Below are 21,044 nucleotides of genomic sequence, written 5' to 3' on the forward strand. Positions count from 1 at the left end.
TCAGCCCCTTGCTATTGCTGCACGAACAGCTTGTTCAAAGATTGCAGTAGCTTCCCATAGTTGGGCTTCCGTTACGATTAATGGCGGCAAGAACCTCACTACGCTTCCGTGTCTGCCTCCTACTTCCAAAATCAAACCTCTTTGGAAGCACTCCTGTTGTATCGCGCTGGCAAGTTCCGAATTGGCTGGATAACTTCCATTTTGATTTTGAGCTTCTTGATGATTAACCATTTCAACGCCAACCATGAGGCCGCGGCCTCGGACATCGCCAATCTGCGGAATATCCTTTTGCAAACCCTTCAGGATGTCTTGTAATCTTTCACCCATTTTCGCTGCATGCTCAATAAGGTTGGTCTCCTTCATGAACTTTAAACTTGCAGTGCCTGCTGCCATTGCCAACTGGTTCCCGCGGAACGTCCCAATATGTGCACCTGGAGACCAAACATCCAAATCTTTATGATAGATCACAACAGATAAGGGAAGGCTGCCACCGATTGCTTTCGATAGAACAAGAACGTCCGGAATGATCCCTGCATGTTCAAAGGCGAACATTTTGCCTGTACGTCCTATGCCTGATTGAACTTCGTCAATAATCAAGGGAATGTCCTTCTCTTTTGTTATTCTTCTGATTTCCTTAAGCCAAGGAATTGGTGCAGGTATCGAACCGCCTTCTCCTTGTACGGCCTCCAAAATCATTCCCGCAGGAGCTAATAATCCGGATTCAGGATCATTCAGCAGATTTTCGATATATTGGCTACTGATTTTATGACTTTCCTCTCCGCCAATTCCAAAAGGACAGCGATATTCATAAGGATATGGCAGGAATTGTACATCTGGCATCAACCCTTGAATCTTTTCCTTCGGTTTTGTATTTCCGCTAATTGACATCGTTGCGTGCGTTGCCCCGTGATAAGCACCTTGGAAAGATAAAATGCCTCTGTTGCCTGTAGCAGTTTTAACTAACTTAAGTGCGGCCTCTATCGCATCCCCGCCAGTAGGCCCGCAAAATTGGATTTTTGCATTTTTTCGGAATTCTTCAGGCAGCCATTCAAAAATTTCATCAATGAACTGCTCCTTTATCGGCGTAGTAAAATCCAATGTGTGCAAAGGACTTTTATTTTTAAGAACTTTTTCCATTTCTTCTAGCACGGCCGGATGATTATGTCCAAGTGCTAATGTTCCGGCTCCTGCAAGGAAATCTATATATTTTTTCCCATCCATGTCTGTAAGGTAAATGCCCTCCGCTTTTTCGATGGCCATCGGTAATCTTCTAGGATATGAACGAGCGTTTGACTCCCTTGTGTTTTGCTGTTCCAGCAATTGATCATTTTTAGTAGGGGTAATAGTTGCCATAATGAGCCTCCTAGTTAATTTATATAAAATAGTTAATTGATAATAATTATCATTTTCATTTACGCAAGTTTCATTCTAATGATAATGATAATTATTATCAATGAGCAAAAACACTCATTTTCCTGCAAATAAATTCCAATTAACTTGCAGGAATGGTTAAAACTGGGACATATTCTCTATAAACTATTTAACATAAAAAGGCTCTTACGATTTAATTAAGATTGAGTTTTGTAACTGAATGCGGACAATAATCAGTAACAAAGTGTTTGAGTTTAAGGCAAAAGACACCGGCTAAAGAATGCCGTACCCAAAGCAGTGCCTATTGCAACGTAACGGTCGAAGTATAAACCTCAAAACTGGGGGCAACAGAAATTCAACTTTCGTATTCACCCAAAGTGGGATGGAACTGACAAAGAATCACGAAATATGTGGGGAGAGATGCTCTTTCTGGATATTAAAACTGAGTGGAATGAAGCGGGTGTGCGACACTCCTGCGGGAAATGCGTGTCTTCGTGAGACCCTGCAGGCCGAAAGCCGAGGAGGCTCACGGACCGCCTCTGGATAAGCGAGCGGCTGCAGTGCAATGCAACGGTCGATGTCCTATACACCAAACCTGTGTCCGATATGATACCTTCTCCCGGTTATTCCTCGACATTTAAATATATTTTTTTAGCAGCTCACCAATATAAAATACCCTTATCTGGTATAAAATAGTAAAATAGAAGGAACAAATGAACCTCCAGAGCATTATCCACTTGTTTATCATTTGAATTTTAAGGGTAATGATTTCCATTATTAGTTTATCCGATCGTGCAGTTTCAATTTTGCAAAAACGCGTCGGTGTCAGGGGGGAAACGGATGAAAAGAAATCATACGATGATGCAATTTTTCGAGTGGCATCTTGAGGCAGACGGGTCTCATTGGGACAGATTGAAACATGCGGCCTCCAAATTGAAGGATACAGGAATTGACTGCGTCTGGCTTCCGCCTGTTACCAAAGGGCAGTCCGTTGGTGACAATGGTTATGGAATATACGATGGGTACGACCTAGGGGAATTTGACCAAAAAGGCACCGTTCGTACCAAATACGGGACAAAAGAAGAATTGCATCAAGCAATAACAACCTGTCATGACTACGGTCTTTGCGTATATATCGATTTAGTCATGAACCACAAAGCCGGAGCTGACGGAACCGAAAAATTTGAAGTCATCGAGGTCAATCCCGACAACCGTATGGAAGACATCTCAGAGCCATTCGAAATTGAAGGCTGGACAACGTTCGATTTCCCAGGCCGCAATAATAAATACTCTAACTTTAAGTGGAACTACACGCATTTTAACGGGACTGACTATGACGCTAAAAATGACAAAATGAGTGTGTACCGGATTACAGGAAATAATAAGCACTGGAACCAGCATGTCATTGATGAATTCGGCAACTATGATTATTTAATGTTCGCGAACATCGATTACAGTCTGCCTGAAGTTCGCCAGGAAATGATTACCTGGGGGAAGTGGATGGTTGATACGTTAAAGTGTGATGGCTTCCGTTTGGACGCCGTTAAGCATATCGATTATGAATTCATTAATGACTTCTTACAAGAACTCCTTCCATATACAAAGGAACATTTCTTCATGGTCGGAGAGTTTTGGAAGGCAGATGTTAAAGCTTGTCAAAATTATTTGGAACAAACCAATCATGACCTCAACTTGTTCGATGTTTCCCTGCATTATAAGTTTCATGAGGCATCAAAAGCAGGTTCTGACTTCGATCTCTCAACCATCTTTGATGATACCCTCGTAAAAACCAATCCGGAACATGCTGTCACTTTTGTTGACAACCATGATTCCCAGCCACATGAATCACTCGAATCGTGGGTGAAGGATTGGTTTAAACCGTCGGCATATGCCCTAACTTTGCTTAGGCTTTGCGGTTATCCCTGTGTTTTTTATGGTGATTACTACGGAATTGGAGGCCCTTCGCCTGTACCGGGAAAAAAGGATATATTGGATCGCCTTTTATATGCCAGATATGATAAAGCATATGGGGAACAGAAGGACTATTTCGATGATCCGAATACGATTGGCTGGGTTCGCTTTGGGGTCGAAGAGCTGAAAGGCTCGGGCTGTGCCATCATTGTCTCCAATGCAGACCACAACAGTGATAAAAGAATGTTCGTGGGTGAACATCGGGCAGGCGAAATCTGGACTGATTTAACCTGTCATAGAGATGATCACATCACCATTGAAGAAGATGGCTACGCGACCTTTCCCGTACATGGAAAAAGCGTATCCGTCTGGGCCTTGAATGATGCACCGCATGAAACCGCATAACTTTAGCATTCCGATAACGAAGAACAGCATGCCGTTTCGTGTATGCTGTTCTTCGCTTTGAAAAGATCGAAAAATTTCTCATCCCCCGCCATGTAAGAACTGTTAACGATACAACCATTCATGGTAAGATAAGGAAAAAAGGAGTTGATGGACAAATGAAGAATGATATCATTACTAGATTTACTTCTTATGTGAAAGTGGATACGCAATCGAATGAAGAAAATCCCTCATGCCCCTCTACACCTGGTCAGTTGACCTTGGCACATGCATTGGTAAAGGAACTGCAGTCCATAGGTATGGAGGAAGTGACCATTGATGATAATGGCTATGTGATGGCGACTCTTCCATCGAATACGGATAAGGATGTCCCGACGATCGGTTTTTTGGCCCATATCGATACAGCAACGGATTTCACAGGAAAAAATGTAAAACCTCAGCTCGTTGAAAACTATGATGGCCGCGATGTTACTCTACATGAAGAATTGGAAATCATTCTCTCACCGAATGAATTCCCTTCGCTTAAGAATTATGAAGGGCATACTTTGATTACGACTGATGGGACAACCTTGTTGGGCGCAGATAATAAGGCCGGCATTGCAGAAATCATGACCGCCATGGATTATTTGATTCAACACCCGGAAATCAAGCATGGAAAAATTCGTGTCGCCTTTACACCAGATGAGGAAATCGGCAGAGGTCCCCATAAGTTTGATGTGGATGCTTTTAATGCCCAGTTCGCCTATACAGTCGACGGCGGCCCCCTTGGCGAGCTTGAATACGAGAGCTTTAATGCGGCATCGGCCAAGATCAAAATCAAAGGGACGAACATTCACCCTGGTACCGCTAAAGGAAAGATGGTCAACTCGGCTAAAATCGCGATGGAATTTCAAAATTTGCTCCCAGCGGCAGAAGCACCGGAACACACCGAGGGTTACGAAGGCTTTTACCATCTGCTATCCTTTCAAGGCGATGTCGAAGAGACGAAGCTTTCCTACATCATAAGGGATTTCGACCGCCAAAAATTCAATGAACGCAAAGAATATATCTCCCAAATCACCAAGCAATTAAAAGAAAAATATGGCCAAAAACGCATCCAGCTTGAATTGCAGGACCAATACTTCAATATGAAGGAGAAAATTGAGCCGGTCAAAGAAATCGTGGACATCGCCCATGAAGCTATGGAAAAAATCGGTATTAAACCAAAAATCTCGCCAATACGCGGTGGAACGGATGGCTCTCAATTATCGTATATGGGCCTGCCGACACCCAATATATTTACCGGCGGCGAGAATTTTCATGGCAAATACGAATTTATTTCCGTCGATAATATGATGTTGGCCACAAAGGTAATCGTTGAAATTGCTTCCCGCTTTGAAGGAAAAGCGAAGTAGCTTGATAGAAATATATGAAAACCCCAAACCTTAATGGTCTGGGGTTTTTTTATTATACGCGTATCCAGTGTCGGTGCTTGGCAATGGCCTCGATAAAGGCAGTACTGCTATTTTCATCAGTAATGGCTACTACACCTGCATTTGAATCAAAAGAACCTATTCCTGCCTTCGTTAAGATATCGACTCCTTCTTTTCCTGTACCTATTGCCTTGAAATGATCGTAAGCTTCGGTCACAAAGTAAATCGAGTCCTTCAATGTTTTTAGAGCATCAACACTTTCCTGACCTCCTGCTACATACACCGCATCGAACAATACCGAATCGGCTGTCAGGAATGTTTGATTCACTTCAACCTGCTGTCCTGTTGAACTTGTAATCATTCCTCGATTAATGCTGACGATTTCCGCAGTAATTCCTGCCATCTTAAACGATTCCAATACTTGCTGAACCTCAGTTCCATTAAAACCATCTGCAGCCAAGATTGCCACTTTTCTTGTTGCGGCCGTTTTCACTTTCATCTGCTCTTGGCTTAGAGCAGGAGAGGACAGCTCCGTTTCGGCCTCTTTCTTGTTTGTTGGAGGATTCACTCCGACACCGCTGGCGATTGCTCGGGCCAGATCGAGATCTACATGGCTGAACATCTCGACAACCTGCTGCTGAACGTCCATACTTTTCACTTTTCCCACTTCAAAGTGGAAAGCAGAAATAATATGCTCTTTCTCCACTTCCGTCATGCTATTCCAGAATAGCTTGGCTTGGCTATAATGGTCCTTGAAGCTTTCACTGCGCTCACGCACCTTCCTGCCATCGACCTTTTCCTGGTAGTGTGCATAGCCGCCTTCCGCTTCTGAAGCAGGTTCTGGCGAGTTACCTGCAAGGGAGTTCTTATGGTAGCTGACCGGTCCTGGATTGATTGACATTCGATGCATCCCATCGCGCTGGTTGTTATGAAAGGGGCAAACCGGCCTATTAATCGGAAGCTCATGAAAATTCGGGCCTCCCAATCGCGATAACTGTGTATCGGTGTATGAGAATAAACGTCCTTGAAGCAGCGGATCATTGGAAAAATCAATGCCTGGTACAACATGTCCAGGATGGAAAGCGATCTGTTCCGTTTCTGCAAAGAAGTTATCAGGATTTTGGTTCAAGACCATTTTCCCGATTATTTTCACCGGCACCTGTTCTTCGGGCCATAGTTTAGTAGGATCGAGAATGTCGAAGTCAAAATTGAATTCGTCCTCCTCCTTGATCAATTGCACGCCAAATTCAAATTCAGGATAATTTCCTGTATCAATCGCTTCCCACAAATCCTGGCGGTGGAAATCGGGGTTCTTTCCGGCGATTTTCTGCGCTTCATCCCAGACAAGCGATTTAACCCCAAGGACAGGCTTCCAGTGAAATTTAACGAAATGGGCTACGCCTGCTTCATTTACAAAACGGAATGTATGGACACCGAACCCTTCCATCATCCTAAAGCTTCTCGGGATCGCCCTATCGGAAAGATGCCACATAATCATATGTGCCGTTTCCTCATTATTGGCGACAAAATCCCAAAAAGTATCATGAGCGGAAGCGGCCTGTGGTATTTCGTTATGAGGCTCAGGCTTCACCGCATGAATCAAATCAGGGAACTTAATCGCATCTTGGATAAAAAATACCGGCATATTATTCCCGACCAAATCATAGTTTCCTTCCTCAGTATAGAACTTTGTCGAAAATCCCCTTACATCACGAACCGAGTCTGCCGATCCCCGCGAACCGGCTACAGTGGAGTAACGAACAAATACCGGGGTCTTGACCGAAGGGTCTTGAAGAAATTTAGCCTTTGTAAATTCAGTCATCGGCTCATATACTTGAAAATATCCGTGTGCCCCTGACCCACGTGCATGCACAATTCGCTCAGGAATTCGCTCATGGTCGAAATGGGTCATCTTTTCACGGAAATGAAAGTCCTCCATCAATGTCGGACCGCGGGTTCCCGCTTTCAAAGAATGCTCATCCTCCGAAATGCGCAACCCTTGGTTAGTCGTCATCTTTTTCCCGGTATCATCCACTCGATATTGATCCAACTGTCGATTTTTGCTTTGTTCATTGATTTTCCCGCTTTCATTTACCATTTTTTCATTCCCCTCCATATCAAAAAAATTAAGGTCGATTCATGTTGTATGTATTTTTATTATTGAAAATATTTACTGTATACTTCCTCATATACCACTCTATTTTGAAGGATAAACAGCATTCCAAAAAATTATTATTAGGTTGATATATCTCCGGATTTGGTCGAATTATCTCCCAACCAGGTCGAATCACGCTCGAATCCTGTCCAATCACGCCAGGATAGGTTGAATTATTCCTCCCCCTAGTTGTGTAAGACCGGGTTGGGCTACAAAACATAAAAAAAGAAGCAGGAAGACCAATTTTTTGGTCTTTCCGCTTCTTTTCATTCAACACTTTTAGTTTTTAAAGGCCTCCGAAACCTTCAAAAGCTTGCCTTTGACCTTCGTGTTTTTCATCGCTTTCAAGACGAGCGGTCCTTTTTCATTGAGGATTTCCACATAAGAGACATTATCTTGAATCGTGATGATTCCGATATCTTCTGCTTTCACTCCTTCAATTTTAGCGATTGTGCCGACAAAATCTACCGCTCTGATTTTCTTTTTCTTCCCGCCATTAAAGTACAGCTTCATGATTTGTTTATTCAATTTTTCATTTTTGTCTTTTTTTATTTTTGGACGAGCTTCCAGCTTCGCCTCGAAGTCGGTTTTTTTGTTTGATACCTCTTCTTTTGAAGGAGCAGCCCTCTTTTCGATTTCAAAGCCGATGTATTCTTGGATCTCAGTCAGGAATTTGTCCTCATAAGGTGTCACGAACGTGATGGCTTTGCCTTTTTTACCGGCACGGCCCGTTCTTCCTGTCCGATGTACATAGCTTTCCTTCTCCAGCGGCAGGTCATAGTTAATGACGTGGGTGATATTATCTATATCAATTCCGCGTGCGGCAACATCCGTCGCCACCAAGTAGCGGAATTCGCCTCGTCTGAATTCATTCATCACCGCAAGCCGATCTTCCTGAAGCATGCCGCCATGTATCATATCACAAGGATAATCCAGCTCCACCAGCTGTTCACATACTTGGTCGACCCGATCCTTCGTCCTGCAAAAAATGATGCAGCTATCAGGGTTTTCGGTAATCGTGATGTCTTTGAGCAGAGAGAACTTGTCATCCTCTTTCACTTCAATAAGGGCATGTTCGATTTTATCCGTCGTTAACCCTTTAGCTTTAATTTCAATATCCAGGGGATTCTTCATATATTGCTTGCACAGCTTCTTTATACTCTCGGGCAACGTCGCAGAAAACAGCATCGTTACTCGCTCTTTCGGAAGCTCTTTAATGATGGCCTCCACTTGTTCGATGAAGCCCATATTAAGCATTTCATCCGCTTCATCAATCACCAAATGTGTAAGGCGCTCCAAGGCAAATGTCCCTTTCTCGATATGATCGAGAACTCGGCCCGGGGTTCCCACGACTACATGGCTTTTTTGCTTTAATTCCGCTTTTTGCAGGGCAAATGGATGTTTTCCATAAACCGCAGTGGCCTTGATCCGTTTAAATCTGCCTATATTGGTGATATCCTCTTTTACCTGAACCGCAAGTTCACGTGTCGGCGTTAAAATAAGCGCCTGTGGCTTATTCTCCTGCCAATCGACCATTTCACATATCGGGATCCCGAAAGAAGCGGTCTTGCCGCTTCCGGTTTGCGATTTCACGACAAGGTCCTGCGCTTTCAATGCGACCGGTATCACCTCACGCTGCACTTCCGTCGGGCTTTGATATCCTAAGCTCTCCAATGCCCTAACAATTTCATCACTTAATGTATAATCAGAAAAATTTAATTCATTCATATAACAGCCTCTTTTATTGTTTAGTATCTTGCCTTATTGTTTCCATGATCGTAATTGCCTTATACAAGGTTCTATTATACGCGATATAGTACGATAAACGATGCAATTATCCATTTGCAATGAAAAACTTGGGTAATCGAGGAAACGATCGTGATCAATCAAAATGGACCGGCTGCTTTTCAGCATGCTAAAATATGTATGAAAAAAGGTGTAGCTTGAATAACAGATATCCAAAAGGAGAGCTGATTTATGGTAATCGTGACGAATAGAATCAGAGTCAAAAAAGGGATGGGGGCAGTTATGGCTCCAGGATTTACTGCACCAGGTCCACTTGATACGATGGAAGGTTTTGTGAAGGTGGAAGTATTATTGACCCAGAACTTAACGGATCATGATGAACTGAGCGTTAATATGTACTGGGAGAACCTCGAGAACTTTACTGCTTGGAGAAATAGCGATGCATTTAAAGCTGCACATAAACGACCAGAATCAAGTTCCGATTCACCTAAAAAGGAATCACCGATCTTAGGCAGCGAGCTTACTACATATGAAGTTGCCTCGGTAAAGGAAATAGCAAAATGAATTTATGGCAAAGAGGCCGCTAATGCGCTGCCTCTTTTTCTTGTGCTTATTACCCAGACTTTATTGCGCCTCGGCTTTCTTGATTTGCTTACTTCTTAGCTGTCCGCAGGCTGCATCAATATCCGTCCCATGCTCTTGGCGGATTTTACAATTGACGCCCCTTTTTTTCAACGTATCGTAGAACGCGAGAACGGACTCCTTCTCACTTCTTTGATATTGACTATGCTCATCTACCGGATTATATGGAATCAGGTTAACATAGAGGCGATGTTTTTTATCGTCCAAAAGATCGGCGAGCTGTTCGGCTTCTTCTTTATGATCATTGACATCCTTCAATAGGATGTATTCAATCGTAATTCTCCGATTCGTTTTTTCCAAATAATAATCAAGTGATTTCATTAATTTTTCAATTGGAATCGCCCGGTTGATTTTCATGATCTTTGTCCGAAGCTCGTTATTAGGTGCATGCAAGGAAATTGCCAGATTCACCTGTAATTGAGTATCGGTGAATTCATAAATTTTCTTGGCAAGACCGCTCGTCGAAACGGTAATGCGCCTAGCAGCAATGGCAAGACCCTTATGATCCATAAGCACCTTCAAAAAGTCGATCATGTTATCAAAGTTATCAAACGGCTCGCCAATTCCCATTACTACGACATGGCTGACGACATCCTTTTGCTCCAATTTATCGAGATGCAGTTGGACATTCATGATTTGCTCGACAATTTCCCCGCTGGATAAATCACGGCTTTTCGCCAATAAACCACTTGCACAGAAACTGCAGCCGATATTGCAGCCCACTTGGGTGGTGACACAAACCGAAATTCCGTATTTATGCCTCATCATAACGGTTTCGATAAGGTTTCCATCCTGTAATTTAAACAGAAACTTGATCGTGCCGTCAGCTGATTCCTGCTTAACGTGCTCAGTCAAGGTCTGGATTGAAAAATGCTCCTCCAGTAGCTGGATACAATCTTTATTAACATCGGTCATTTCAGAAAAACTCGTCACACGTGTCCGATAAAGCCACTCCCAGACCTGCTGTGCTCTGAATTTCCTATGACCACGGTCCAAAAGCCATGCTGTCAATTGTTCGAATGTTAAACCATAAATGGACTCTTTCATCATTAGTTACCCTCTTTTCATACATTAAGATTTAAATCTATAGCCTTACAAGCCATTCCTCTATAATCAGCTCATTTATGATAGGGCTCATTTCTATTTATCCGGAAGGCCCGATATATTTGCTCCAATAAAACGAGCTTCATCAATTGATGCGGAAAGGTCATTTTGGAGAAGGAAAGGGCATAATCACTTCTTGAAATCACCTCGGTGCTAAGCCCGAGCGAACCGCCAATGATAAAGGCTATTTTGCTTTTCCCATAAGTGGCCAGCTGGTCGATATGAGTGGCCAGCTGATCGGAGGTAAGCTGCTTCCCGTTGATCTCAAGCGTTATGACGTAGGTGTCGGGGCTGATTTTAGCGAGGATGCGTTCACCTTCCTTTTGCTTTACAATCTCCATGTCCGCTGCACTCAAGTTCTCTGGTGCTTTTTCATCCGGTACTTCAACAAGTTCTATAGTAGCATAGGCACTTAACCTTTTTGTATATTCAGCGATACCTTGCTTTAAGTATTTTTCTTTTAGCTTGCCAACCGTCATGATCGTTATTTTCATATATAAATATCCTCTAGCTTTCCTTATGTTTGTTGGATTTGCCTACCTATTATCATACCTCACAGATGCCTATAAGCAAAACAAGCAAATCACTTCCAATTACAAAGATGGCAGCATCACCTAAAAAAACGCTGACCCTATACGAGGCAGCGGCAACCAGTGGTTCAGCGAGAAGGAAATTGGTCAACATGACCCATCCCCTTGATGGATGTTGCGAAAATAGTTACGCGGATATCTGCACGTTAGCTTATCCCCAGTCCTAATGAAATGCATCGTGAAAAAATGTTAAGAACAGGTTACAAACATGTTATCCACAAAAGTTATCCACATATCCACATTTTCTATCCACATCTTGTATGGGAATATTAGTTCCCTACTAGATATATTGCCACGTTTCGACAATATTCACAGGTTGTTGATAACTGTTTTTCTTCCGAAACTTGCGTTAAAACCGGATAAGTTTCACATTCGTATACCACTTCATCCAACGCCATTTCCACGTGCTCCTGACAGCAATATAATTCCATCCTTGCTTCCCCCTTTCTTAAACTATTATCCACAAGGTACTCAGTATCTTTAACTTCTCATATATCCACAGGTAATCGTAACAAAAAATAAAAAAAGCGCAAGAGAATATAAAGAACAGGAAGCAATGCTGCCCCCTGTCCTATGCATGTTAAATTTCGCTGTTTGAAAGTGTAACTTCAGCCGATTCTTTCTTTCCGTCACGGTAATAAATGATTTTAACCTTATCGCCGATCTTCTTCTCATTATAAAGGTATTTTCTTAGTTCCACGACGTCATGGATTTCTTCATTATCCATTCCAACGATGACGTCAAATTCCTTCAATCCCGCTTTAGATGCCGGGGAATTGCTTTGAACGCCCGTTATCGCAACACCTGCCGTTACTTTCTTTGGCAGTTTTAACGTATTTTGCTGATGGTATTGTGATATTTCTTCTACGGATGCCAAATTCACACCCAAGAATGCGCGTTTCACTTCACCAAATTCCTCTATGTCATTGATGATTGGAATGACCGAGTCGATCGGGATCGAAAGTCCAATCCCTTCTACGGCATTTTCTGCAATCTTCATCGAATTTATTCCGATGACCTGCCCTGACATATTTACGAGGGCGCCACCGCTGTTGCCTGGATTAATCGCCGCATCCGTTTGGATGACCTCTGCATTCCAATCCACTTGTCCGTCCTCATTGATATCGACCTCTATCGTACGCTCCAAACCGGAGATGATTCCTTGTGTGATCGAACCAGAGAATTGGAGGCCGAGAGGGTTACCGATAGCAATCACTGGCTCACCCGGCTTCAATTTTTCCGATTTTCCGAACTCTGCAATCGTCTTGATTTTATCACCATTCACGACGATGACCGCTAAATCTGTCCACGGGTCGCTTCCTTGCAGCTTTGCAGGCAGTTTAGTACCGTCACTTAATGTCACTTCCAGCTCATTGGCGCCCTCAATAACATGATTATTCGTAACGATATAGGCTTTTCCGCCATCCTTTTTGTATACGACACCTGAGCCTGTGCCAGCTTCGGCCGAACTGTCATCAGCATTTTTCCCTTGGCCCCAGAAGTTCGTTTCCTGGATGTTGGTGATGCCGACCACTGCGTCGCTTGACTTATCGACTGCATCGGTGACGGCACTTGTTACATCTACAGCAAGGCTTTGCTGCGATTGCCTCGAAGGCTGGTTACTTGTTGATTTCTGTGTTGACGTATCATTATTTTCGTCATTAAGTATTCCGCTTCCGGGAAAAACCAATAATATAAGTAAAGCACCAATGATCGCGCCTCCCAAGCCAGTTAGAAAATAGCTTGCATGACCCTTTTTCCGTTTATTTCGGTTCTCATCATGATCATCATAATAACCCAAGACCGCTTCATCCTCTCATTTTAGGAAAGTAATAATAGCCATTCTATTGTTTCGTATCCTCCCTCAATTATACTTAATTAACGCATTTATTCTAAAAAAAGGTATCCTTATTTCAAGAGGGAGCTTATTTGACTTAGGTCAGCCGTTTTTCCTATACTTATACAGTTCTAACCAAACGATACCCCAATTAAACCAGTTTGTAACGTTCGAATGGAATTTTCAGCAATAAAAAAAGGAATGAACAGGTTTCCCTTATCCATCCCTTTCCTTTATAACGTAACGAGCTCGGTTGGTCGTTTCGGGTCAGTATCGAATAAGGAAAATTGCTCGCCAACGACTATCCCCTTTGTCTTCAAGGTCTGCTCCACCGACATTCTTGCTAAATCCTTCATATTGTTATCAAGGCTTAAGTGGGCCAGGTAAATGCGTTTCGTCTTATCACCGGCCACTTCACTCATCGCAAGAGCGGCATCTTCATTGCAGACATGTCCAACATCACTTAGTATCCGGCGCTTGATGCTCCATGGATATTTACCCATCCTCAGCATCGAAACATCATGGTTGCTTTCGAAAACATAGGCATCGGCATTCGATATGATCCCTTTCATCCGATCACTTACATACCCTGTATCAGTAATGACCACAAGCTTCTTATCTTCATGATGGAAAACATAAAACATCGGTTCGGCAGCATCATGCGAAACACCAAATGACTCTATATCAAGACTGCCGAACGTTTTGACTTGTTCCATTTCAAACGTGAATTTTTGCTCGGTTGAAATGGAGCCGATTGAGCGTTCCATCGCATTCCATGTCTTAGCGTTCGCATATATCGGCAGCTTATATTTTCTGGCGACCACGCCCAGCCCTTTAATGTGGTCACTATGTTCATGGGTAACAAGGATCCCGGATAATTTCGACATATCCCGGTCTATATCCTGGAACAATGCCTCCATCGCCTTGCCGCTTAATCCGGCATCGACAAGAAAGGATTGATCCTCCGTTTCCACGAAAAAGGCATTTCCTGTACTCCCGCTGGCGAGAACACTAAAATGCATAGTCATACATACTCACTCCAGTATTTTTTCTTCAGTATTTAATTCAATGACCTCTCCGTCAAAAGCATTCACGAAAAGATCCGTTTCGTTATCAAGGACCACCCACCATGTCGGCACAAGTAAATGGGACATGGAAGTCGTCTGCAGCGAATTATAAAAACCCAGTTTTATGTTCGTGACTTTGCTTTTTGGAACAATATCACGATTGTCATATAAAGCTCTAATCGCTTTGATAGGAGTGACCAGTTCTTTAGGTTTATTGAACTTTTCAACTTCCTCTAAATACATCTGTTCATAGGAGACGATTTCACCTTTTTTATTCAAATATAAAGTGACCTTCCCCTTACTGTTATTAAAAAACATCTTATTATCTGCCACTTGATAACAGATGATCGTCTGGTTGATCTTGTCATAACTCCAAAAGCGGTACTCATTACCTTTTAATACATAATCCTTCAGGAATATATCTAGGTCTGCCTCATTAATGTCCGCCTTCATGCCCACCGGTGTTTTGAATGTGCCTACAAGCTTCTTATCATCAATGATCTTTGCTTTTTGATTTTTCAAATACTGGATATCTTTCTTCTCGAACGTCTTGCTTTTCGCTGTCAGGAACTGGTCCTTCAGCTTTTGTTTCGGAAGCTGGACTTCTATGGAAATATCATCTTCCTTCAAAAGCTCATCCGTTGAGGATTCCGCGAAATTCTCATATTGGTAGTCATTGATTTTTTCAAGGAATTGATAAAGAAGAAAGATATTCAAAACGAAGAACACCATGATGAATATTGACTTTGTATTATTCCAATCCACTTTGATCGCCTCCCGTATCTCCTTCAAAAGGCACAATGAACCATTTATTGCCGATACGATAATACCAAGTGGGTTCAAGGGTGACCAAGGTAACTAGCTTGGAATCAAGGGATTTATTCAGTCTATACCCGATAGAGATGTCCTCCACGTTCTTGAAATCGATATTATCTTTCGATTTCAACTGATCCAATACTTCCCTGCCGCTTGCCAACGTCTTCAGTGCGCCTTCTGACGGGAGAACCGAGGCAAGTGAGAAGTATGGACGTTCATAGCTATAAATCTCTTCCTTGCCCCAGATTTGTTCAATCTCAGTCATTCCGTTTTCATTGAAGGCGGGATAACCGTTTACGAATAACCGGAAAACCACCCGTTGCTCAGTCTCCGACATATAGGCGTAGCGGTAGTTGTTATCTTCCCAGCCAGCATGATCATTGATGAAATCTATGCTTTTTTGCAGAAGATCACTCGAACTGCCAAATGACTTGCTCTTTTGTCCCGGATTGATATAAGAGATCAGGTAATTTTCTTTATTGATCGTCATCAGCCTTGTTCCATCCGTGTATTCATCGCCGACCGAAACCGATTCCTGGCGCACATACTTAGGAAAATTAAATAATGCATTTTTCAGTTTCGCTATATCCAAATAGTCGATATAATACTGAAAGCTTTTAATCTCCACCGGCTTTTCCGGTACGAACAGCGTCTTTTTGCTGTTTATCACTTCTGCCGTGTATTCAGGGTGCTTATTATAAGAACCCGTATAGAACTTACTCATGAAACCTTTTATTCTTTTGGAATCCACCATACCCTGATAGATTTTCTCTTGACTGTATGAAACAAAATATACGGCGGATACTTTTTCACCAATATCCCTTTGCTTAATGATAATCCGGTCAAAGGAAAAGGGAGGCACTTCCTTATCGGTAATATTCAATAACGTTTTATAGATGGATATTGGGACATCATCGGAAAATTGAATTTCTACCGATCCGTCTTCATGGACGAAATCATCGAATTTCCTTTGTAGCCTCTTTACCGATATCTCTCTGACACCGCTAAAACTCCATTGCGAATATTCCTTCTCCATCCTGCCTATTTCGATTGGGTCGGAAGTCCGGAAATGCTGCCCGTTACCATGAAAAAGGATACTAACCGGTTTAATGATATCACTGACGATCTGCACATCGCTTTTTATCTTTATATAGTCCGTCGATTGACTCAATTGATCATACTCAGGCTCATACGTCCAAATGCTCCAGGTCAAGAAAATGCTCGTCCCCACCAAAATTATCAGTATAATGCTTTTTGCACGTTCAAAATTCATGACCAATCATCCTCTTCTTCCTGCTCGTAAGGAAGTGTAAAGAATACCGTAGTTCCTTTTCCATCCACACTTTCCGCCCAAATTTTCCCGCCATGCGCCACGACCATTTCTTTTGCGATCGCTAAGCCAAGACCGGTTCCACCTAAGTTCCGCGCCCTTGCTTTATCGACACGGTAAAACCGGTCGAATATTTTATCAATGACGTTTTTCGGGATGCCCACGCCTTGATCTTTAATGCTTACCACGATAAAGCCATCGGAAGCCATCGCTTTGAAGGTCACTTGCCCGCCTTCAGGTGAGTATTTTAGCGAGTTGGAGATTACATTATAAAGAACCTGAGTAATCTTATCCTCATCAATATCGACGAAGTAAGCTTCTTTAGGCAAATCACGCTTAAACGTGATATCGTCATTTTTCGTCATTTCAAAACGATCGATGATATGATCATAGAACTTATTGAAATTGACCCAGCCGGTTTTAAGCCTGTAATCCTTGCTGTCCATTTTCGAAAGCTGCAGCAAATCATTGACGAGCCTGATCATTCGCTCCGTTTCATTTTGGGTCACACTTAAGAAGGATGGAGCGATTTCCTCGTCCTTCCATGCCCCTTCAGCCAAAGCCTCCAGGTAGCTCCTCATGGTCGTAAGCGGGGTCCTAAGCTCATGGGATACGTTGGCAACGAATTCCCGGCGTTCACTCTCGATTTTTTCCTGCTCGGTGATATCATGCAAAACAGAAATCAAGCCATTGACGAAGCCCGTTTCCTTTTGAATCACCGAAAAGTTCGCCCTCAAAATGAACGGCTGGTTCTTTTTGCTGTAATCAAGGATGACGGATTCCCGTTCTTCCAGTAAATCATCAAATTTATATTCTTCTTCAAGACCCAATACCTCAATGATCGGCTGGTTCATGACGGTTTCACGCGAAATGTTCAATAGCTGTGCCGCCGGTTCGTTGATCAAGTTCACCCGGCCGCGCCTGTCCGTCGAAATCACGCCGTCCGTCATATTGGTAAGGACGGATGAAAGCTTGCGCCGCTCTCCTTCCGTGCTTGATTGCGACTCTTGAAGCTTCTTGGTCAAATTATTGAAAGTGACGGCAAGCTGACCAATTTCGTCATCACCATATACCCTGACCTTTCTGGAAAAATTCCCTTTCGCCATGACCAGGGCCTGTTTTCTCATATCCGACATGGGCCGGGTGATCGTTCGTGCGAGCAGGATCCCCAAAATGGCGGTGATGACCAAGGCAATGGCCGTACCCGTCATGAAGATACTATTGATTTCATCCATCTGCTCAAACACATTTTCCATCTCGGCTATTACATAGACGGCTCCAATGACCTCGCCATTTGCTTCGATCGGTGTCGAAAGAACCCAGAGCCTCCTGCCTGTCTTAAGATCGCGGAAAACATCATTATCCTCTTTCCCATAAACGAGCGTATTCTTGATGAGGATCTCTGTGGTCTTTTTTCCGACAATATCCTGTTTACTGGGGTCAGAGGTTCCGATCACCCGCCTGCTGCGGGTATCGATAACGCGCACCTCAGAAATATCATTGGATGAATTATCACGGTCTTTCAATATCGTATCAATCGCTTCTTCGAGGGTTGGGTCTTCCTCTCCCCTCTCTTGCTCCATTTCTTCCCCTATACTATAGGTAAGCAGGTTAACGTGACCCTTTATCGATTTCGTGAAGTTCCCGACAAGATTTTCTTCCAATTCCCCAACAAAATATACCCCGATTATTTGCATCGCAACGAATATGAGCAACACATAAATCAGGACAAATTTAAAATGAATTGAGCGAAAAAACCCAACCTTTTTCATAAGGACTACTCCTGCTCAGGGTTACGCAAGTAATAACCGACCCCTCTTCTAGTTACAATCCAGCCAGGATGGCTTGGATTATCTTCGATCTTCTCGCGCAGGCGTCTGACCGTTACATCGACAGTCCGTACATCACCGAAGTAATCATAGCCCCAAACGGTTTGCAACAAGTGCTCCCGTGTCATGACCTGACCGATATGCTTGGCCAAATAATGAAGCAGCTCAAACTCACGGTGGGTTAATTCGATCGTATCGCCCCGCTTTGATACCACATAGGCATCCGGATGGATCGTGAGCGTCCCGATCGTAATTTCCTTCGGTTCGTTGGCATCTTGATCAGGAACAGGGACAGCTTGCTGACGCCTTAAATTCGCTTTGACACGGGCAATTATTTCCCGGGTACTAAATGGTTTTGTGACATAGTCGTCTGCACCAAGCTCCAAACCTAACACTTTATCAATCTCTGAATCCTTGGCAGTCAGCATGATGATCGGCGTTTCATACTTCTTCCTGACCTCCCTGCAAACCTCCATGCCATCGCGCTGCGGCAGCATGATATCAAGCAGAATCAAATCAGGCTGACGTTCTTCCACCATTTTCAGCGCTTCATTGCCATCATAAGCACAAAATACCTCATAGCCTTCTTTTTTCAGATTGAACTGCAATATATCAGCGATTGGCTTTTCATCATCCACTACTAGAATTTTCTTATCCATATGCTTATCTCCTTTTTAATAACTAACTTCAATCTATTAAAAACCGTGTCCTTATCCGGGACCTTTATTCACTTTTCCTTCTGCCTGCACCAATCTATCTACCCTGGATTAGCAAAAGTTCTATACATATACCCAATAAGAGGGCCTGAACACCTGAATGAAAGCGAATTGTATCTATTCTACTTTATCATTTTATAGGCATTAAATCACCTTTTTCCTATTATTCTCATCTATATGGGAAGCAGAAGAAGCCTTCGAATATTTTTCGAAGACTTCCATCAATTACTGACTTATATAGTTTAGCGGATTTACAAGCGACCCGTTTTTATATACTTCAAAATGGAGATGGACGCCTGTCGAGTTCCCTGTTGAACCCATCATCCCGATTTTTGCACCCTTTTCAATCTTTTGTCCTGCTTTAACATCAATTGAATTGAGATGGGCGTACACTGTCTTATATCCATTATTATGATTGATCGTTATCTTGTTTCCATACCCGCCGGAGTTTCCAGCAGATTCAATGATTCCATGATCGGCGGCCGTAATGGTTCTCGAGGAAGGACGAGCGATATCAATTCCCTTATGGAGTTTCCCCCATCGTTGGCCCTGCTTACTGGATATATAGCCTCCATCTGCAGGCCATGCATATGTGCCGCTTCCCTGTGACGGAATGACCTTCGTGCCCTTTTTGATGATTTCCGTTTTGGCCTTATCCGTTATTTCTTTTTTCGTGATCGCTTCACTGATTTTTTTACCGTTCGTTTCGGAAACGTTATAGGTGAAAGCCTCGATCCCGTCATTGCCTACTTGTTCAGTGATGATCTCTCCCTTTGGCAGGTCGTCATCCTCCTTGACCTTCTTTTCAAAAGGAATGTGATCTTCTTTATATACTTCCCTTTCTACCATTACGTTCACATAAGGCACAAGCTCAGTCACTAAGAGACGATCGCCCTCCTTAAGGTCCTTGCCTTCATTCCGGCCTGGGTTCAGCTCCAACAGTCGACTAGCGTCCATATCATGGCTAGTTGCAATTGACTCCAAATCCTCATTCTTCTTAGCCTCATAGATGACCTTTTCTTCCTTGCCTTCTTCGAGCATGGTGATGGCTTTCTCGACGGTCATGATTTCATCAGGATCGACCTTTGTCTCGTTAAACGTAACCGGAAGCGAAAATTCGATATCAAGGATTCTGCTTCCTGGTTCCTTTAACGATTCATCAGCTTTGTCATCCTCATCTTTAGCTGTTTCATATTGTTCGTATTCCTCTTCATCGACATAGAGTAGCATGAGCTTTTTCAACACTTCCTCCGCATCACCCTTTGATGGGACATAAGCGACCGCTTGATGATCTATATCAATTTCATACGCTTTTGCCTTAATATCCAACCGATCGGAAATTCCCTTAACAGCCCGATCGTCTTTCACTTCCCGATCGAATACCTCTTCAGGTACAAACTTCAGCTGGGACTCTTTATCGAATGTATAATCAGGATATTCTTCCTGTGCTTCCTCTACCTTATCCGCGACAATTTTCTCTACCTTTTCTTCATCCGTCACACTCCCGACGAACTCGTCGTTAACATAAACATGGTGAATGGTTGTAGTATCCGAGAGGCCTGCAGCCGTAACCCGATTTACTGCAAGCATGAATACGAAGGAAACGAGCAACAAGGTGATTCCCTTTGCCTTTGAGCTAAACATATATGTTCCTCCTTACTGGCTCAGTCACCAATTAAGAAACTAATCAAATGTATGTTGAGATTTATTAGTCCAATTTAAAAATGCACGTGCCTATGACTGATTTCATAATATTTTTCCACTCATTACTCTACCATATGAGGAAAAAAAACAAGAAATAGACTTCATAATGTAATAGAACTGTATAAATGTTTACAACATGTTCCAATAAATATTTCTACATAGAAAGATGAATCTTAAGCATTAATAAGGGTGGATGCAGGCGTAGTAAAGGTTAATCCGAAGCGAAGTACTAACTGGTGAAAATTGTTATATTACAAATCAATAACAATCCAATAACGAGATTTCATTTATAATACGTAGGATACAAAAAAAACGCCCCAAGCAAGGGCGTTTTCATTAAGAATGGCTCAGGACGGAATCGAACCGCCGACACAAGGATTTTCAGTCCTTTGCTCTACCGACTGAGCTACTG

Annotated in this window: 17 protein-coding genes and 1 tRNA gene; 3 read left to right on the forward strand and 15 right to left on the reverse strand. The window is 42.9% G+C overall.

All coding sequences use genetic code 11. The features are described 5' to 3' along the window. Positions 1–1,353 (reverse strand): aspartate aminotransferase family protein, encoded by a 1,353-nt coding sequence (locus ASU00_RS14095; RefSeq protein ID WP_057914110.1) that lies wholly within the window; start codon positions 1,351–1,353, stop codon positions 1–3. 858 nt (positions 1,354–2,211) lie between these two features. On the opposite strand from ASU00_RS14095, the gene ASU00_RS14100 reads away from it, so the two are divergent. Beyond that, the gene (locus tag ASU00_RS14100) at positions 2,212–3,687 is read left to right on the forward strand and encodes an alpha-amylase (protein ID WP_057914111.1); all 1,476 of its coding nucleotides are present in this window, start codon (positions 2,212–2,214) and stop codon (positions 3,685–3,687) included. Positions 3,688–3,842: 155 nt separating this feature from the next. Then, positions 3,843–5,078: a peptidase T gene (gene pepT / locus ASU00_RS14105; protein WP_057914157.1), complete on the forward strand. Its 1,236-nt coding sequence runs from the start codon at positions 3,843–3,845 to the stop codon at positions 5,076–5,078. A 52-nt stretch (positions 5,079–5,130) separates the two neighbouring features. Here the strand turns inward: pepT and ASU00_RS14110 are convergent, their stop codons facing one another. Further along, a complete protein-coding gene (locus tag ASU00_RS14110) occupies positions 5,131–7,194 on the reverse strand; it encodes a catalase (RefSeq protein WP_057914112.1) in 2,064 nt (687 codons plus the stop codon). 336 nt (positions 7,195–7,530) lie between these two features. Beyond that, a complete protein-coding gene (locus ASU00_RS14115; RefSeq protein WP_057914113.1) occupies positions 7,531–8,979 on the reverse strand; it encodes a DEAD/DEAH box helicase in 1,449 nt (482 codons plus the stop codon). A gap of 249 nt (positions 8,980–9,228) precedes the next feature. On the opposite strand from ASU00_RS14115, the gene ASU00_RS14120 reads away from it, so the two are divergent. Next, entirely contained in the window at positions 9,229–9,561 is a 333-nt protein-coding gene (locus tag ASU00_RS14120; RefSeq protein ID WP_057914114.1) for a heme oxygenase, read from the forward strand. Positions 9,562–9,621: 60 nt separating this feature from the next. On the opposite strand, the gene rlmN is transcribed toward ASU00_RS14120, so the two are convergent. The 12 genes from rlmN to ASU00_RS14170 form a co-directional block, all read right to left on the reverse strand. Beyond that, entirely contained in the window at positions 9,622–10,689 is a 1,068-nt protein-coding gene (rlmN, locus tag ASU00_RS14125; RefSeq protein ID WP_057914115.1) for a dual-specificity RNA methyltransferase RlmN, read from the reverse strand. A 68-nt stretch (positions 10,690–10,757) separates the two neighbouring features. Beyond that, complete coding sequence (gene rlmH, locus ASU00_RS14130) at positions 10,758–11,237, reverse strand: 23S rRNA (pseudouridine(1915)-N(3))-methyltransferase RlmH (RefSeq protein WP_057914116.1); 480 nt, start codon at positions 11,235–11,237, stop codon at positions 10,758–10,760. 52 nt (positions 11,238–11,289) lie between these two features. Further along, a complete protein-coding gene (locus tag ASU00_RS25470; protein WP_161809739.1) occupies positions 11,290–11,427 on the reverse strand; it encodes a hypothetical protein in 138 nt (45 codons plus the stop codon). A gap of 175 nt (positions 11,428–11,602) precedes the next feature. Further along, entirely contained in the window at positions 11,603–11,764 is a 162-nt protein-coding gene (locus ASU00_RS24560; RefSeq protein ID WP_081092338.1) for a CxxH/CxxC protein, read from the reverse strand. A gap of 149 nt (positions 11,765–11,913) precedes the next feature. After that, positions 11,914–13,134 carry a S1C family serine protease gene (locus ASU00_RS14135; RefSeq protein ID WP_057914117.1) on the reverse strand — a complete coding sequence of 407 codons (1,221 nt, stop codon included), beginning with the start codon at positions 13,132–13,134 and terminating at the stop codon, positions 11,914–11,916. A 269-nt stretch (positions 13,135–13,403) separates the two neighbouring features. Then, a complete protein-coding gene (locus ASU00_RS14140; RefSeq protein ID WP_057914118.1) occupies positions 13,404–14,198 on the reverse strand; it encodes an MBL fold metallo-hydrolase in 795 nt (264 codons plus the stop codon). Positions 14,199–14,204: 6 nt separating this feature from the next. Beyond that, positions 14,205–15,002 carry a two-component system regulatory protein YycI gene (locus ASU00_RS14145; protein ID WP_057914119.1) on the reverse strand — a complete coding sequence of 266 codons (798 nt, stop codon included), beginning with the start codon at positions 15,000–15,002 and terminating at the stop codon, positions 14,205–14,207. Continuing rightward, positions 14,989–16,326, reverse strand: a complete 1,338-nt coding sequence (locus ASU00_RS14150; RefSeq protein WP_057914120.1) for a YycH family regulatory protein — start codon at positions 16,324–16,326, stop codon at positions 14,989–14,991. Before ASU00_RS14150 ends, ASU00_RS14145 begins: the two co-directional genes overlap by 14 nt. After that, positions 16,323–18,155, reverse strand: coding sequence for a cell wall metabolism sensor histidine kinase WalK (gene walK, locus ASU00_RS14155; protein ID WP_057914121.1), 1,833 nt, complete (start codon positions 18,153–18,155; stop codon positions 16,323–16,325). Before walK ends, ASU00_RS14150 begins: the two co-directional genes overlap by 4 nt. Before the next feature lie 5 nt (positions 18,156–18,160). Next, complete coding sequence (gene yycF, locus ASU00_RS14160; RefSeq protein ID WP_057914122.1) at positions 18,161–18,871, reverse strand: response regulator YycF; 711 nt, start codon at positions 18,869–18,871, stop codon at positions 18,161–18,163. Positions 18,872–19,153: 282 nt separating this feature from the next. Then, a complete protein-coding gene (locus ASU00_RS14165) occupies positions 19,154–20,572 on the reverse strand; it encodes a peptidoglycan DD-metalloendopeptidase family protein (RefSeq protein ID WP_057914123.1) in 1,419 nt (472 codons plus the stop codon). 403 nt (positions 20,573–20,975) lie between these two features. Further along, a tRNA-Phe gene (locus ASU00_RS14170) sits at positions 20,976–21,044 on the reverse strand.

It is taken from the genome of Peribacillus muralis, assembly GCF_001439925.1.
GTDB lineage: Bacteria > Bacillota > Bacilli > Bacillales > DSM-1321 > Peribacillus > Peribacillus muralis.

Excerpts from the sequence above, each read along its gene's own strand:
- ASU00_RS14115 (WP_057914113.1), bottom strand. The coding sequence starts at position 8,979 with ATGAATGAATTAAATTTTTCTGATTATACATTAAGTGATGAAATTGTT.
- ASU00_RS14150 (WP_057914120.1), bottom strand. The coding sequence starts at position 16,326 with ATGAATTTTGAACGTGCAAAAAGCATTATACTGATAATTTTGGTGGGG.
- ASU00_RS14095 (WP_057914110.1), bottom strand. The coding sequence starts at position 1,353 with ATGGCAACTATTACCCCTACTAAAAATGATCAATTGCTGGAACAGCAA.
- yycF (WP_057914122.1), bottom strand. The coding sequence starts at position 18,871 with ATGGATAAGAAAATTCTAGTAGTGGATGATGAAAAGCCAATCGCTGAT.
- ASU00_RS14110 (WP_057914112.1), bottom strand. The coding sequence starts at position 7,194 with ATGGTAAATGAAAGCGGGAAAATCAATGAACAAAGCAAAAATCGACAG.
- ASU00_RS14165 (WP_057914123.1), bottom strand. The coding sequence starts at position 20,572 with ATGTTTAGCTCAAAGGCAAAGGGAATCACCTTGTTGCTCGTTTCCTTC.
- walK (WP_057914121.1), bottom strand. The coding sequence starts at position 18,155 with ATGAAAAAGGTTGGGTTTTTTCGCTCAATTCATTTTAAATTTGTCCTG.
- rlmN (WP_057914115.1), bottom strand. The coding sequence starts at position 10,689 with ATGATGAAAGAGTCCATTTATGGTTTAACATTCGAACAATTGACAGCA.
- rlmH (WP_057914116.1), bottom strand. The coding sequence starts at position 11,237 with ATGAAAATAACGATCATGACGGTTGGCAAGCTAAAAGAAAAATACTTA.
- ASU00_RS24560 (WP_081092338.1), bottom strand. The coding sequence starts at position 11,764 with ATGGAATTATATTGCTGTCAGGAGCACGTGGAAATGGCGTTGGATGAA.
- ASU00_RS14140 (WP_057914118.1), bottom strand. The coding sequence starts at position 14,198 with ATGACTATGCATTTTAGTGTTCTCGCCAGCGGGAGTACAGGAAATGCC.
- ASU00_RS14100 (WP_057914111.1), top strand. The coding sequence starts at position 2,212 with ATGAAAAGAAATCATACGATGATGCAATTTTTCGAGTGGCATCTTGAG.
- ASU00_RS14120 (WP_057914114.1), top strand. The coding sequence starts at position 9,229 with ATGGTAATCGTGACGAATAGAATCAGAGTCAAAAAAGGGATGGGGGCA.
- pepT (WP_057914157.1), top strand. The coding sequence starts at position 3,843 with ATGAAGAATGATATCATTACTAGATTTACTTCTTATGTGAAAGTGGAT.
- ASU00_RS25470 (WP_161809739.1), bottom strand. The coding sequence starts at position 11,427 with ATGTTGACCAATTTCCTTCTCGCTGAACCACTGGTTGCCGCTGCCTCG.